Genomic DNA, 14,073 nt, shown 5'->3' with positions numbered 1-14,073 from the left:
AATTGTCAGTATTAGGAGGGATATCATTTCGTCAACTATATATGAATTTTAATCTTATGGATATATATGGATTATAGTGTGGAAATTGATCCCTTTTTTGTTTGGAATGAATATAGGTATTTAGAGGATGACTTTTTGAAAAGCGTTAGGTATTTACCATTAGTTCCTGAGCATTATGATGTATGGTCAGCACATTTTGCAGACCTTCTTATAAGGATTGGTAGTGTTTTTGATTCTTTTTTAAAAAGAGCAATTTTTTGCGAATCTTCTGATGATATAGAAAACATTGACAATTATAGAAGCAAGTATTCAGATAATAAGATAAATATAATTGATTATTTTGATGTATTCGAACCCACATATAAATTATCTTCTAAAGTAGTATATGAGCTTCATGAATCAGAGTCTATAGAACCTTTTTCAAATTGGAATGAAACATATACACGTTTAGACTGGTGGAATGCTTACACGAGTCTAAAACACGACAGGTTTGTAAACAGAGAAGCTGCAACACTTGAAGCAATTCTTAATGCCCTAGGTGGACTTTTTCTTTTAAATGTATTGAATCCTGAAACAGCTCTTTTTCTTGTAGACTATAATGTAACAAAATGTGTGTTTGATAAAAGTGATGTTAAGAAAATAATTGTGGGAAATAAACAAACAGCTCTGCCTGTATATGTTAAAACTAAACTTTTTGGTTATGTGTATGAGCCAGGAGGTCCTCAATATCCTGAAGAGTATATACGGACCGTTTTGTCTCCTTCATATCCTGGATATGGCTAATTCTCACATTCATTCATAGGATGACTTGCATAACTAAATTTGTGAAGTGCAGAAATGTCAGTATTAAGGAACGGGCACAGGAAGTATATTTTAACTCCGAATACCTCTAAGTAAGTCATTAAGTGCATAGTTATTGACATTTCTTTTTTTTGACTTAAATAATGGTTAATACTTTCACCTTGCTCACTTTAAATTTATATAGGATGTCATATAAGGTTATACTATAAAATCCGGTGAAGTAATGTATTATAATTGGAACAAAACCTAATGATAAGTCGTATGAAAGATAGAACTGCAATTTTAGACGATGAGCATAAGATGAGGATGTATAATTTCATTGAAGATATTGATAATAGGCGTGATAGATTATGACTCAAGAAGATTTAATTAATTGTCCTCATCCAAGAATTCGTTGTTTAGCTGGACCTGGAACTGGTAAAACATGGTCAATCAAAAATCGAGTAGAACGGCTATTGGTTGAAGAAGGTGTAGACGGATCCAAAATATTTGCAGTCACATTTACAAGACTTGCTGCCTCACAATTAAAATCTGAACTCACTGATATGGAAATCGAGAATGCAGAGTCTATCACGGCATCAACTCTTCATTCACATGCACTGAAAATTCTTGGACATGAACAAGCAATAGAAGCATTAGGCAGATATCCACGCATTTGTTTTGAGCATGAAATTCAACCATTGCGTCATGATTTAAGCATTGAATTTAGTGGTCACGTTAAGCCAGTTAAGCAGTTGATGAAAGCGTTTGATACGATGTGGGCAAAGAATGATGATGAATCGGTCAGAGCTTCGTCGAATGCGAATGAGAAAAAGTTTGACATCGCATTTCATAATTGGATGGAATTTCATCAAGCAATGACTGTAGGAGAATTAATTCCACTAGCAATCACTTTCCTAAATCAAAATCCTGTAAATGATGCTGTTGATGCTTTTGAATATATCATTGTAGACGAATATCAAGATCTCAATAAAGCTGATCAAACCCTGATAAACATCCTCGGGGAAAATTCAAACATGTTAATAGTTGGAGATGATGATCAGTCCATATACTCATTCAGGCATGCCGAGCCAGAAGGAATTCGAAGATGGCTAGAACATCAGCCAGATCCTAAAGAAGATATTCATCTAAACATTTGCAGAAGATGTGATGGAAACATAATCTCATTGGCAAATTCGTTGATTAATCATAATTCAGGACGGACAAATAGCGATTTAGAACCCATGTCTGAGAAAGAAAATATTGGTGATGTGGAGTTAATTCAGTGGAATACAAGAAATAATGAAACAAAAGGAATCGCGAAAGGAATTCAAAAAATCCTTGAGAATGGACAAGTGCCAGATGGAGAAAAAATACTTGTGTTAGTTCCAAGGCGTGAGTTTGGGGAGTATTTATTAAAATCTCTAACTGATATTGGAGTCACAGATGTAAAATGCCATACTAAAGTAGATTGGAAGGATCAAGATATAGGTGAAAATTTGGCATTACTAATTTTACACGACACACCTACTGATCGTGTTGCTTTAAGGTATTGGTTAGGCCTTAATCATTCTAAATGGAGAAATGCTGAATACAAGAAATTAGTTGGTTACTGCAAAGAAACAGGCGCATTTCCAACAGATGTATTGGATAATTTAGATCTCTGTAAACAATTAAAACTTAAGGGTCTAAGAGAGCAATGGACTCTATTGCAAACTAAACTCACAGAACTAAAAAAACTGAATGATAATCAAATATTGGATCAACTTTTACCTGTAGACGGGCCAATGAAAGAAGTTTCAGAGCAAGTGCGGGCATTAAAACATTCTCTTAATGAAGATGATGAGATAAATCTTAGTGAGTTACTAACTCAAACAATTGTTTCACATGACAATAGCAATGATGAAGCAAAAGTAAACATAATGACGTTGTATGGAGCAAAAGGCTTGACAAGTCATACAGTTATATTAGCTGGTCTCATTAATGGTCTTCTACCAAAGATATCAAACCCAAGAACTATGGAAGATACTCGAAAATTGGAGGAAGATAGAAGGCTTGTTTATGTTGCTTTAACGAGAGCAAAAAAACAATTGATAATATCTTCTTTCAGGCAAGTACAGTATACTGAAAATCAAAGATTAAACCTTGGACTAAACCCTTCAGGAAATTATTGTAATACAAGTTCTAGTAGGTTTATTTCTGAATTAGGACCAGGCGCTCCTAATACATTAAAGGGGGAGGACTGGCTTTCATTGCTAGGTGTTTAATTAAGGGATTTAGTTTATTAGTTGAAATGAATCAAAACGACAATTTTCTTTTTTCTTCAGACCCCTTTTAATTTCTGGTGGAACTACTGGAAAAGAGATGTGTCTGTGGTACTATTCACCAAAGCCGTCTGATATCGATAAGCAAAAAACAGTAAAAATTTTTTGTGCTTGCCTTCGGCAATTTTTGCGGCACGTAGTGCCGCATGTGGCTTTTTTACCCCGTTCCCTTAGGTACACTCTTAAGAGCTATGTCTCACTATTGCGACATTCACCTTTAAATTACTCAAAATTACCTTTCAAAATCTCCATTTGAAATTTAGATAAGCATCATTTCGGACGTTTAGCTAAAGGCAAACGATTTAAGGCGCCTTGCCAACAACTGATAGATCCACCAAGATTATCACCTACATTTGAAATCACTTTATATGCAATAATGCATTTTATAGCTCATCGGAGGACGAAAAATAATGCACACAGTATATATAAAAGCAGTTAAAGATGAAAATATCTTCACCCCTTGCAATGTCAATGTTGATGCCATTAAATACATACATTGCATAGAGAACAAAGTGTTCCTTTCTTTAAATCCTGAAGACGTCGGAGCTATGATATGCATATATGCTGGAAAGGCCATCAATGGAGAAGAGCAAGTCGATAACATTGTATCTCTTATTGCATCAGCAAAAGCAAATTCTGAAAAACACGGCATGCCTATTTTACTCGATTTTTCAGAACAGATCGATCGACCAAAAGCTACAATGATGCGAGGTCCTGTTGTTATTGTAAATTGAAATACTAATTTTAAGTTGTGCCATCGGCACAACTATTCATTATCAATTTAGCTATAGATCTTCAAACAATCGATTTTATTATAGAATTTTCCATATAGATCAATTTTGTTAAAGGCTGAGGTTTGAATCATATCCCTCGTATCATTTTTCGGGGATATATACAACGTATAAAAAGTGTACGCTATCAAAAAGCACTTAGATTATTTATCACCCATTACTTCAAAGATTCCAAAGTCCCATAATAGAGGAAGTGTTCTTAGTTAAAGAGGATATGAATTAAATATTTCCAAATCATTCAGTATCAATATGACAAAAAGAAAGAAAGATACGAGTGAATACGAATTACCCGATATTCAAAAAAACGCCCTGGATAATTGGATAGCGTTAAATATACTCCCACAAAAAATATCAAATAAAAATTACACCAGTTATGCGCTTAAACTTCTTTTTGAACAAACACCAGATGGTTTCTTCATCACAAACAAGCAGTTTAAAGAAGCGATGATCAGATGTGATTTCTCACCTGTAAATAAAAATAAATTAAATTGGGATTTTCGAGTTTCTCTAAAATCTCCAGAGTTGAAATGATCTAAATGAGGTTCTAAACCTAACAGATATTAAAAAAGCTTATCCAATTTGATCTTATTTGCCGTTTTGGATCTTCTTTTTTGACTTAGCGTCCCCATATATCGGATGCTGTCTTGAAGTGCATTTTTGCAACTTCGTGTAACCTATCCCTGCCATACTTTTCAATGAACTTTGCACCAACCTTCTTAACCTTATCCGATGCACCCTTTGGAAATGTTCCGATATACTTCTCGTTCATTTCCTGTATAGCCTCAAGGAAAGCTGCACGTGCAAGGATTGATGCTGCAGCCACTGCAATTGACTGGTCTTCTGCTCTGGGTATCTGAACAGGCTTCACATCGATGTTCCATTGGCGAAGTTCATCCTCGACCATGCTGTCGTGGTATGAAAATTTATCAATTATGATGCTATCGCCCTGCTGGTACAGGTCTCTGATTGCACTTACATGGTTTACGGTAAGTATAATGTTCAGGTTCTGAACATTTTCATAGTATTTATTGTATGCAACTGGTTCAAGGATCTTCACGGAGAACATATCAGCTGAAATTGAGCTCTTTATCTGCTTTGCAATAGAAATGTTCTGATAATCGTTCAACTGTTTACAATCCCTGACACCGATCCCATCAAGAATTGATTCAATTTCTGGAGTGGTCTTTACTGCAGCTACCACAAGAGGACCAAAGAAATCACCCTTACCTGATTCATCAGAGCCAATTACACCATGTCCATTTGTAACAGGCAAGTCTATAGATGCTGTTATCTTTTCTTCGGGAATTGAAATGTTCTTATTTACAGGTGAAGGTACTACACCTTCTATGATTGCAACACGTATTTCTTCTGCTTCAGGTGAGGTGCCTAACTGGGACAGATCAACTTTAATTCCCTTCTTTCCATCGTATATTCTTATTACGCGGGAAAACTGTTTCTTTGATACGCTGAACTGAATACCGAAATTGATTTCCTTTGGTGTATCCACGTCAAACCCTGGAACAAGGATTGATCTTATCTCATTGTACTTGTCAGTTATTTTCATCTGATTCCCCTTATTATTATTTCGGTTCTGTAGAAAACATATCAAAATCACCATCAACAGGTGAATATAGGAAATAAGCATCAATATCTGCCATACATTTTGAATTATTGTTAACTTAAATTCTCGTCCAAATATTGAGGATTTCTACAAAGCCAAAATTAGACCCGATTTTAATTAACTACATTATGGTAAAAATAGAACCAATGACTGGTTAGTCTTGTAATAAGAAAGCCTCGGGTGGGATTTGAACCCACGACCTCGTCCTTACCAAGGACGCACTATACCCCTAAGCCACCGAGGCACCTTCAAAAATGGGGGTTGTGATGTGGTTCCCAGATACACAGAATCAATTATGAACCTTTCGGTCGGGTTTATAAATTCCAGCGGTCGTCCACCGGAAACTTCTCATTTATCCACATGAGGGTGTTGTTATCGTGTACTATGCGATATGACCTGGAAAGTGCTTTATTGCTGTCGAAAAGCGGTTCATCTTCGCTGATCTCGATGTTATCGAAGTCACGGCGAGTTTCGATGCCGCTGTTTCTGAGGATCTTGCCGATGGGGATATCCGCGCGCATGAGGTCCTGACGGATGTCTTCGGGCATCCTCTCAATAGGGGACAGGGATAGTGCCCTGACAAAGGGTCTTGCGCCTGCAAAAAGCGTCACAAGCCTGTAGTTCACATCAGATCCCACAGCAATATCGAGAAGGGATGCTGTCTCCTCATCTGCCTGTATGAGATGCTGTGCCTCAGTGACCACGGAGACATCCTTGCGGGTCATTATCTCAAGAAGGAATGTCACAGACCCATCGGTACCTGCACACACCCTCAGGCACGTCGGTATGTCAAATGACTTCAGGGCCTTAAGGAATTCCTTATTAACGAATGTCACAGATGATCAATATCCCCTGGATCAAAGCCCTTACTTGGATACTGCCTTCTTGGCCTGCTTAAGGCGTTCCTTAGCAGTATATCCTGTTGCCAGCAGAAGGAAATCCCTGAATCGCTTGTTCGTGTCAAGGATCATCTCATCATCGCCGAGAGTAGCGTCCGTGACAGTATCTACCACTAGCTTCTTGCCGTCCATATATACGGACAGTTCTGTGATCACACCATAAGAAACTAAAAGCTTGTCTTCCTCGCGTCTGATCTCGCTAGGAAAGCTTTTTTCAATCTCTTCATATATTCTTTCGATGTCCGGGGAAAAACCACGTTTCAATTTATATTCTTGCATTGCTATCGTATAACAGATAGCTATTAACACGAATAAATATTCCGGTATGGTAACCCATTTGAGAAGCTTTTGGTTTTGGGCTACATTGATAAATTCAGTTATTCTCAAGAAGCAGTTTTCCACCAACTCCTACGATCCGGACCTTTTGCACCTTCTCGAGTAGCATCTCACCAAGCTTTCGGACCTCATCCCATTCCGGAGTTGGCTTATCATGCCCTTTGAAAGGCAGGTCGAAATCAGGATTGCTCATGAACTGGTACAGCATGACCTCTGATGCATCCTCTATATCCGGCAGGATCCGAGCTATCGTTCCAGTATCGATAAACTCCGGTATGACCCTTATCCAGACCCTCAGCCATTTCTTTTTTGCAATATTCAGGGATTCACGCAGTAAAGACACATATTTGGTACTGCGCTCCTCCGACAGGCCTGTAAGCTCCATGATCGCAGGAATATCATCAAGAGGAGATTTTATCTCAATAACAAACCCCTTGACAAAGGGAAGTGCCTTCTCAAGGACATCCGGTTTCATGCCATTGGATTTAAGCAGTATGCTTTTGCCAGCAGCATGGAGTCCTTCGATCAGGGGAAGAAGGTCCTTCTGGAGTGTTGGTTCCGCACCACCCAGATAAACATCTTCACTTTCAGACCTCTTTGCAAGGTCCACAACATCCCCGATGGAATATTCCTTCATGGGCTGGCGGATGTGCACACAATATGGGCATCTCATATTGCATCCGGCAAATTCCACACGTAACTGTCCCAGATTATCAGATAGGCCTATCAGTCTCATTATGATTCACCCTGAATAATTCTAAAAAGATATCGTCATCTGAACATATAATACTTTTCTGCAATACAGGAACAGGAAAGACATATTCGTATATTTGATCGAAAAGTTCTCTAATTTCAGATACCCGGTATATAGGAACCAGCGATTACTATATATGTAAAATGTACCATCAGTTCTGTCATATAAAGGTGATTACAATGCCAAAAATGCTGACAATTGAAGACCTCGAAAAAAGGAAAGAGAATAAAGAGATCGAAGAGGAATTTGGAGAAGAGATCGAGGAGCTTTTCGACCTGGTAATGCCTCCAGGAACACCATCATACATCATCTATGATATTGTAGAAGAATTTGGCCTGCAACCGGTCGAAAGAAATCTCAACGTTGATATTGTAGAATGTGACAAAAGGGAAGTTATTGCTCTTAGAGGCAAGCTTGATGTCGTTAAAGAGGCAGAAGAATACTACTTCAAGGAAATGGAAGCATACATTGAATAATGCTGATATTTAAAAAAGAGAACCTGTTGAATTGATAACAGGTTCATTCCACATTTTCGGACCCTATATCTCCTGCTTCCATATCGATACCTGTAATGGTATCGGTGTTAAGATCAAAGACAACTGCCTTCTGGTCACCTGAATAGATATCTACTTTTTGGGAATCGTTGATCTCACCGATCACAACCGCAGCAATTCCAACATCCTCAAATATCCGGATACACTCATCACAGTTCTCTGGCTTTGCAGTTAAAATATAGCCGGTTGCAGGATAGATCTTAAGCCACTGTTCCAGCTCAAGGCCTTCCGGCATAGGGATCTTTGTAATATCTACAGATGCACCAACTTTGCTGGTCTCACATAGCATACCAAGCGTTCCCACAGTTCCCGGATTACTGATATCCTTTCCTGCTGTCAGCAAATTCTTCTCAGCGATCGTCTGCATTACAAGGAAACGGTCACGAACGGTTTGAGCATCCTTAAAAGAGGTAGTATCCCAGCTGTAAGGGGAATTCTTGCCCACACGGCCGTCCATATCATAGGCAACTATCACTGCATCGCCTGGCCTTGCCATATCACTTCTGACAATGCATTCCTTCTTTGCAACACCAATGATAGCAACACCAAGTGAATTATATGGAGTATCAGGATGAACATGTCCTCCAACCATGGGGACACCGAACTTCTTTACCCCGTCCTTGATACCACGCATCATCTCTTTGCATGCTTCAGAATCACAGGAGGACATGACATTGACCATTGCAACAGGCCTTCCACCCATTGCTGATATGTCATTGACGTTCACAACGACGGAAGTATATCCTGTCCACCAGGGGCTCTCAAGTGCGATCTTACCCCATATCGCATCGGCAGCAAACAGTATAACCTCATCCCCGCCAGTATCGAGTACTGCTGCATCATCTCCAAAATCCACGATGGTCTCACCATATTCACTGCGCACTTCATCGAACATATTGACAATGTCAGCTATGGGTTTCTTGCGGGTCACACCTTCAAAGTTTCGAAGGTTTGCAGCCAGTTGTTCAATATCCAAGTATATCATTCCCTTATGTGGTTCAGGCAGAACAGAAGAAGATCATTCTTCATGTTCCTTCTTTTTAATAGACTCCATCTTGATAACATTCCTGCGCTCCTCGCTCATCTGAGATAGGTCCTTGCCAAGAAGACCATATGCATCAGACCTGCACTGGCGACAGTGGCGCATCTGCTGTACATAAGGCTCACAGAGAGCCTGTACTTCTTTGCGCTCTTGATTGGAAGGTGGTTCCATGTCTGTAAACTTTGCCTGACAGATAAGAGGCATGATGTTCATGATGAAAACACCAAGCTCACGTACTTTCTTTGCGACCTCTATAATGTGATTCTTGTTGATCTCAGGAATAAGTACCGTATTGATCTTAACAACAAGTCCGGCTTCAACTGCCATCTTTATGCCTTCAAGCTGATTCTTGATGAGAATTTCCGCAGCCTCCACACCTGTGTAGGATTTACCCTTGTAAGCCACATGGTCCACGATCTTTGCCTGTATCTCAGGATCGATAGCATTGAGAGTAACAGTCAGTGTACTGACGCCAACCCTTAGAAGATCATCCATCTTATCCGGAAGTGCCAATCCATTGGTACTAAGGCAAAGGGTCACATCAGGGAATTCGTTCTTGATAAGTTCAAGGGTCTCAAAGGTCTCATCGTTGGCAAGAGGATCACCAGGACCTGCTACTGCAACTACCTTGATGAAAGGATAATCCTTGAGAACATCCCTTGTCTTTTCTAGTGCCTCCTGAGGGGTCAATACTTCACTTGTCACACCCGGACGACTCTCATTGACACAATCGAACTTCCGATCACAATAATTGCACTGGATGTTGCATTTTGGAGCCACAGCCAGGTGAATGCGGCCATATTTATGCTGCGCGTCCTTATTATAACAAGGATGTTCTGAGATCTTTCTCATAACATCAAGATCAACGCCATTCTCATCGTGACATTCTTCAGGGATTTTATCAGTATCAGGCAAAGTTTGTCCTCCAGCATTAATAATACGAAGTCTGCAATTCAATTAGAACCGTTATAGATATAGGTTGTGGAGAGATCACTCCAAACCATTCAGTTCACACCACTTACCATGGCCTTCCCATACCTTCACAGAAAGCGGATAACCAAGCTTTTCTGAGAGGTCTGCATGAATATGCTCACAGATATTCTCTGCACTTGGGAATGGGAGAATATCATTAAGGAGCCTGTGGTCATAGTTCTTTAGAGTTTCACGTACGGTCTTCTTGATCTCATAGAAATCCATGACCATGCCGTTTTCCTTTTTCTCACCCTCGAGAACTATCTCTATCTTATAAGTGTGACCATGGACAATGCCACATGTCTCGTGTTCAGGTAAATAATGTGCGCTATCTATGTATTCTATTATTCCAAGTCTCATTTTTGTCATTATAAACAACCCCACATCTTGTGTGTTTGAGGAATTATCAAAGTATCTATTGAATCAAGCAAATTTTTTTGTAATTCAAGCATAACATCAATATCAGGAGCAAGATGTTTCTGTGTCACCGGTTGAAGTACCACACAGGAAACATAACCTGAAATAGCATCAACAATACCCAGAACATCATCTGCTACTGTGTCCTTTGTGATAACCAGTTTAGAGAAACATTCCCTTTTCTTTGTATTCCGAAGCATGCGGAAACATTCTATGGTCCTGTCAAGGTGGGACGCAAAATCCTCACCCTCGAACTCATCAATAAGCTTCACATCCCCTGAAACATAGGAGACCTTGTCCTTGATCTTCTTTGCCATATGTGGAAGGGTCATATTAGACTCAAGGTATAGAGGCCTTGAAACATCCAGATTTGCAATAAAATCTGCCTCAAGGAGAGGCTCTCCGCCTGTAAGGGATATAGAATGGACATTCTCATAACTGCCCAGCAGTTCATTAACATCCTCTACGCTAAGAGGATTTGGTATGTCCTGGAATATGTTCGTTCCGGGAACCTTTTCAAATTTACAGACAGCTGGCGTCTCAACATTCGTGTCACAATATGAACAGTTAAGATTGCAACCGACGAACCTTACAAAAGCCTGCCTCACGCCCACATGAGGACCTTCACCCTGAACAGAGCAAAATATCTCACTGACAGGTACCTGCATCATACCACATCCAATGGTCGGGATTTGCGAAGGTCTTTTTCAATATCATCGATCTCGGCAACATATTTTTTAGATATCGCTCCAAGAAGTCCTACCGCCTTTACCTCATCGACACCAATATCCGCCAGATTACCATAAAAATCATGGGAAACATTGATCCCGAAGTGGATCTTCTGGGATACTGCAGAAGTACTTGCAATCGAAATTGTCAGTTTCCTGCCATTCACAAACAGGTCATCCCCCTGCCTTGTGGTCATTACACCATTCTCCAGAAGTGCCTCTGCCACAATTGCAGTGAACAGCCTCTGTCGTGCATAGATGAGCTTAAGGTCAGTAGAATCAAAGTGTTCTATAAGGAAATGAAGCATATCAGGAGAATAGATAGAGTCTCCCATCCTCTTGTCCTCAAGATCGATCATATGCTCGAGCTTCACATCACATCCACCTCTGAAAGCAACGATGGAATCCTGCTGGATACCTTTCAGGTTGTATGCCCACAAGGAAGAGATCTGGCTTCCGTCATAATCCATAATTTCATCAAGAATTATACATTCCATAATAAACACCTTTAGCACCTTTGATCATCCAACCCCAGTCTAACCATAAGAGGGTCCTTCAAACCGGACTCATGGAAAGCACGCGCACGTCTTACACAGCTTTCACATACTCCGCATGGCTCATCTCCACCGTGATAACAACTCCAGCTCCACTCAAGTGGTGCCTTTGCATCCATTGCCTCATGCACTATAGTTGCCTTGTCCATATCAATAAGGGGAGCAAGAACTTTCACACCGTTTGCAGTGGAGTAGGAAAAACACCTGTCAGACGCATCAACGAACTCTTTGGAGTTGTCAGGGAATGTCTTTGCCTCTTCCCCGTTGAATCCTGCAATGACATGATCGCAATCATAGCTTTCAGCAAAGCTTGCTGCGATATTCAAAAAGACACCATTCCTGTTGGGAACCCACACACTCTTTGCGGATTCTTCAGTAACGGCACCTGTATTTTTCGAAATATCTTCGACCGATAGCTCAGGAACATCCATGTCCTCGTTCACAAGAGATGTATTCGTAATGTCCTTTAACCAGTCCAGATGGATTATTCTGTGATCTATCCCATAATGTTCACAAATAACCCTTGAATGATCGATCTCCCTCTGAACAGAACGCTGACCATAGTCAAAGGTCAATGCCAGAACAACATCGGAGGTCTTTTTTGCAATTGCAAGAGCAGCGATCGAATCCAGACCGCTGCTTAATAATGACATTGATCTCATGAGGAAACTCCAAAGTATCAATCGGGTATTACCATAGTAATACCCCAGTATTATTTAAAACTGCCGAAGATCCAAGGATCAAATCCACAAGAGGATTTGTTTATAATAATTGACATATCAAAAGAAGAGGATAGAATACTAAAAGTAGTGATGCATTAAAGTAACAGTAATTTCAAAAACTGAAAAAGAGGAAGTTGATCAGGTCGATGCGGTTTGGTCGCTCCCTGAAGAACTTCCACCTGCAGATTCAAGGCAGTGTATAGTACAATACATGTGCTTCTTCACATGAGTATCATACACAATGATCTCGCTTCCACAGTTTTCACAATATACTTTTACAAGTTCCATTTGTACCACCACGGTTTATTTTTTTTCTTTGTAAAAGGAACATTAGTTCCAAATACTAATAATTGGAATTGCAATTGTCGGGATTCGAGAATCTCCTGCATTTCTTTAGTTAGATCCTCCTTAGGTGAATATACCCCACATATTCAGCTATGGACTTATATCAGTGTCATTCTCATTTGTTGCGGTCAGGGATACATTGTAAACTCCCGGTTTTACATAAACATATACAAACTCGGAAACGTTTGAATCCTCACCACCACCTCCATTTGTACCCAATTAAGATATTGGCGGGATTTGTATATAAATATATCTATAGAGAAGTGCATGCTCATAATAATGAGGTGTTTTTGAGAGGAAACAAATTGGAAGAAGGAATAAAAGAAGAATAGAACAGGAAATCAAATGAAACCTGTTCTTAAACTCGATTTAGTTAAACATCAAGAGTTACGAGAATCAATTATTGGTACAGAGTCCCTTCGTTATACATCTCTAACACATTTTTGAGTTGTTCCCCGGAATCAGCCCATGCTGCATCAACTTCAGGACCACTACTACCTAATGGATAATCTTCCATCCAGGCATCAGCTGCTTCAATGAAATAGACCAATTCACCATCCATTACATGAGGATAGTACGGATTACCGACCATGACGTTCAGTTTGGCTGGTAATAGTTGTCCAAACATGATGTACGGTTTATCCTGAACTGGAGAATTAAGGTAGTCTACAGCATCTTCCTTTGTGTAAGTAACATTGCCTATAGTGACATTAGTAACTCCTGCCGGCCAATTGTTGGATTTCTTCCAGTAGCCTTTACCGCCGACCATATCTTTGAGTTCTTCATTGGTTATACCGAAGTAGTAACTTGGATCCTCATCTGTTGTCAGGAATTCTACGTAAGAGCCAGTCACATTTCCAATGTTGCAGTACTGGTATTGAACAGCTGTACCACTGGCATTGAATATCCAGACCTCGCCGGGTTCGAAAACATCATCGCCATCATCACCATCCATATACAGCGGAGTGACACTGCTGTCATTATCCTGCACGTCTATGGTAAGGTTCACATTACCTGTGTTCTTAACTTCATATGTCCATTCAACTGGATAATCAAGTAGAAGATATGGACCTATGGGTTCATCAGCATCATGACCATCTGTGAACTTTTCAATATCAATTGATGCATTCACACCGAAGTAGTGGCTAAGATCCTCGTCGTAGACTTCGTCACCATCGTAAGATGCAGTGACATTAGCAAGGTTCACATACTGACCTTCTTCAGCAGTACCTGA

At 39.9% G+C, this 14,073-nt stretch carries 17 protein-coding genes, 1 tRNA gene and 1 pseudogene; 5 read left to right on the top strand and 14 right to left on the bottom strand.

Features of this window, described 5'->3' with window-relative positions; genetic code table 11:
• Positions 1–66 precede the first annotated feature (66 nt).
• The 4 genes from BMX02_RS01780 to BMX02_RS01765 all read left to right on the top strand — a co-directional run bounded on the left by BMX02_RS01780 (position 67) and on the right by BMX02_RS01765 (position 4,426).
• Positions 67–783, top strand: a complete 717-nt coding sequence (locus BMX02_RS01780; protein WP_091688527.1) for a hypothetical protein — start codon at positions 67–69, stop codon at positions 781–783.
• Between the two features lie 368 nt (positions 784–1,151).
• Complete coding sequence (locus BMX02_RS01775) at positions 1,152–3,047, top strand: ATP-dependent helicase (protein WP_091688525.1); 1,896 nt, start codon at positions 1,152–1,154, stop codon at positions 3,045–3,047.
• Between the two features lie 467 nt (positions 3,048–3,514).
• Entirely contained in the window at positions 3,515–3,838 is a 324-nt protein-coding gene (locus tag BMX02_RS01770; RefSeq protein WP_091688524.1) for a hypothetical protein, read from the top strand.
• Positions 3,839–4,144: 306 nt separating this feature from the next.
• Entirely contained in the window at positions 4,145–4,426 is a 282-nt protein-coding gene (locus tag BMX02_RS01765; protein ID WP_091688522.1) for a hypothetical protein, read from the top strand.
• A gap of 85 nt (positions 4,427–4,511) precedes the next feature.
• Here BMX02_RS01765 and BMX02_RS01760 read toward each other — a convergent pair whose 3' ends face one another.
• From BMX02_RS01760 to BMX02_RS01740, 5 genes are all read right to left on the bottom strand, one after another.
• Positions 4,512–5,459: a ribonuclease HIII gene (locus BMX02_RS01760; protein ID WP_167879271.1), complete on the bottom strand. Its 948-nt coding sequence runs from the start codon at positions 5,457–5,459 to the stop codon at positions 4,512–4,514.
• A gap of 229 nt (positions 5,460–5,688) precedes the next feature.
• A tRNA-Thr gene (locus BMX02_RS01755) sits at positions 5,689–5,760 on the bottom strand.
• A 70-nt stretch (positions 5,761–5,830) separates the two neighbouring features.
• On the bottom strand, positions 5,831–6,352 hold the full coding sequence (locus tag BMX02_RS01750) for a chorismate--pyruvate lyase family protein (protein ID WP_091688518.1): 522 nt from the start codon (positions 6,350–6,352) through the stop codon (positions 5,831–5,833).
• A gap of 30 nt (positions 6,353–6,382) precedes the next feature.
• Positions 6,383–6,694 carry a DUF5611 family protein gene (locus BMX02_RS01745; protein WP_091689070.1) on the bottom strand — a complete coding sequence of 104 codons (312 nt, stop codon included), beginning with the start codon at positions 6,692–6,694 and terminating at the stop codon, positions 6,383–6,385.
• 94 nt (positions 6,695–6,788) lie between these two features.
• On the bottom strand, positions 6,789–7,487 hold the full coding sequence (locus BMX02_RS01740; RefSeq protein WP_091688516.1) for a radical SAM protein: 699 nt from the start codon (positions 7,485–7,487) through the stop codon (positions 6,789–6,791).
• A gap of 197 nt (positions 7,488–7,684) precedes the next feature.
• Between BMX02_RS01740 and BMX02_RS01735 the strand changes: the two genes are divergently transcribed.
• Complete coding sequence (locus BMX02_RS01735) at positions 7,685–7,981, top strand: hypothetical protein (RefSeq protein ID WP_091688514.1); 297 nt, start codon at positions 7,685–7,687, stop codon at positions 7,979–7,981.
• Positions 7,982–8,024: 43 nt separating this feature from the next.
• Here the strand turns inward: BMX02_RS01735 and BMX02_RS01730 are convergent, their stop codons facing one another.
• The 9 genes and pseudogenes from BMX02_RS01730 to BMX02_RS01700 all read right to left on the bottom strand — a co-directional run.
• A complete protein-coding gene (locus BMX02_RS01730) occupies positions 8,025–9,035 on the bottom strand; it encodes a methanogenesis marker 2 protein (protein ID WP_091688512.1) in 1,011 nt (336 codons plus the stop codon).
• Positions 9,036–9,077: 42 nt separating this feature from the next.
• Entirely contained in the window at positions 9,078–9,953 is an 876-nt protein-coding gene (nifB, locus tag BMX02_RS01725; RefSeq protein ID WP_091689068.1) for a nitrogenase cofactor biosynthesis protein NifB, read from the bottom strand.
• 138 nt (positions 9,954–10,091) lie between these two features.
• Entirely contained in the window at positions 10,092–10,442 is a 351-nt protein-coding gene (gene queD, locus BMX02_RS01720) for a 6-carboxytetrahydropterin synthase QueD (protein WP_091688510.1), read from the bottom strand.
• On the bottom strand, positions 10,442–11,158 hold the full coding sequence (locus BMX02_RS01715) for a 7-carboxy-7-deazaguanine synthase QueE (RefSeq protein WP_091688509.1): 717 nt from the start codon (positions 11,156–11,158) through the stop codon (positions 10,442–10,444). Before BMX02_RS01715 ends, queD begins: the two co-directional genes overlap by 1 nt.
• Positions 11,158–11,715 carry a DUF366 family protein gene (locus tag BMX02_RS01710; protein ID WP_091688507.1) on the bottom strand — a complete coding sequence of 186 codons (558 nt, stop codon included), beginning with the start codon at positions 11,713–11,715 and terminating at the stop codon, positions 11,158–11,160. Before BMX02_RS01710 ends, BMX02_RS01715 begins: the two co-directional genes overlap by 1 nt.
• Before the next feature lie 11 nt (positions 11,716–11,726).
• Positions 11,727–12,434 carry a 7-cyano-7-deazaguanine synthase QueC gene (gene queC, locus BMX02_RS01705; protein ID WP_091688505.1) on the bottom strand — a complete coding sequence of 236 codons (708 nt, stop codon included), beginning with the start codon at positions 12,432–12,434 and terminating at the stop codon, positions 11,727–11,729.
• A 198-nt stretch (positions 12,435–12,632) separates the two neighbouring features.
• On the bottom strand, positions 12,633–12,782 hold the full coding sequence (locus BMX02_RS11765) for a hypothetical protein (protein ID WP_167879270.1): 150 nt from the start codon (positions 12,780–12,782) through the stop codon (positions 12,633–12,635).
• Positions 12,783–12,929: 147 nt separating this feature from the next.
• A complete protein-coding gene (locus BMX02_RS12220) occupies positions 12,930–13,058 on the bottom strand; it encodes a PKD domain-containing protein (protein WP_177165235.1) in 129 nt (42 codons plus the stop codon).
• Positions 13,059–13,239: 181 nt separating this feature from the next.
• Positions 13,240–14,073: pseudogene (locus tag BMX02_RS01700) on the bottom strand (hypothetical protein); the annotation flags it as partial.

The organism is Methanococcoides vulcani, assembly GCF_900111645.1.
Lineage (GTDB): Archaea > Halobacteriota > Methanosarcinia > Methanosarcinales > Methanosarcinaceae > Methanococcoides > Methanococcoides vulcani.
Note: the sequence above shows the minus strand (reverse complement) of the source record. Positions and strands in the feature narration are given on the sequence as shown.